This is a genomic window from Vaginella massiliensis (assembly GCF_900089075.1).
Taxonomy (GTDB): domain Bacteria; phylum Bacteroidota; class Bacteroidia; order Flavobacteriales; family Weeksellaceae; genus Weeksella; species Weeksella massiliensis_A.
This window is the reverse complement of record NZ_LT593741.1, coordinates 1-987: the sequence shown is the minus strand read 5'-3', so window position 1 is coordinate 987 and position 987 is coordinate 1. Positions and strand designations below refer to the sequence as shown.

The window sequence follows — 987 nt, the reverse complement described above, 5'->3', positions numbered from 1 at the left end:
TCTGATTCTCCGCAAACACACCTAATATTTTTAGTATATTAGCGCTCAAAAAGCAGGGATTATGAACATATTCAGTTTTACGGCTCATTTCGGTTCGGAGGAAGATTGTCGTTTGCATTTCAAGGAGCAGCGTGATAAGGAAGGGGTTGTCTGCAAGCGATGCGGGGGCACTTCCCATTATTGGTTACAGGGTAAATGGAGTTATGAATGCAAAGGTTGCCGTTTCCGCACCTCGTTGCGCAGCGGTACGATCATGGAGAGCTCCAAGCTGCCGTTTCTGGTGTGGTACAAAACGATGTTCCTGATGAGTTGCACAAAAAAGGGATTCTCCACCAACGAACTCCAGAAGCAATTAGGATTGAAGCGTTACGAACCGGTATGGGCGATGGTACACAAACTCCGCAGGGCGATGGGCAACCGGGATGCAAGGTATACACTGGAAGGGATGATAGAACTGGATGAGGGTTACTTTTCGGTGGCCAGTAAGGAAATCGAGCGAGGCAAGGGTACACGTGGCCGGGGAGCCGAGGGAAAGCAGAACGTTGCGGTGATGGCCGAAAGCACCCCGTTGGAAGATATCGAAACGGGCAAAAAGGAGAAGCATGTGCGTTATTTCAAGGCCAGGGTACTGGATAGCCATCAAAGTGAAGGAATCAACGGCGTGGTCAGGGACTGCATGGAGGATGATGCCATCGTATTTTCGGACAAAAGCACTTCTTACGTTGACATCTCCGATCTGGTGGAATTGCACGTCACCGAGAAATCAGACGCCAAAACCACCAAGGAAACACTCAAATGGGTGCATATCGCAATCAGTAATGCAAAACGGACATTGCTGGGCAACTACCATAAAATCAAAAGGAAATACTTACAGTTGTATCTCAACGAGTTTATTTACAAATTAAACAGACGGTATTTTGGAGACAAACTCTTTGACAGACTAGTAATTGCGAATATAACAGGTGCATAAACGGATAATCAGAAAAA

The 987-nt window shown here is 46.6% G+C and carries 1 protein-coding gene; it reads left to right on the top strand.

Annotated elements, in window-relative coordinates; all coding sequences use genetic code 11:
* The first annotated feature begins 61 nt into the window (after positions 1–61).
* Positions 62–970 carry an IS1595-like element ISBbi1 family transposase gene (locus BN8061_RS00015; protein WP_005807145.1) on the top strand — a complete coding sequence of 303 codons (909 nt, stop codon included), beginning with the start codon at positions 62–64 and terminating at the stop codon, positions 968–970.
* Positions 971–987 lie beyond the last annotated feature (17 nt).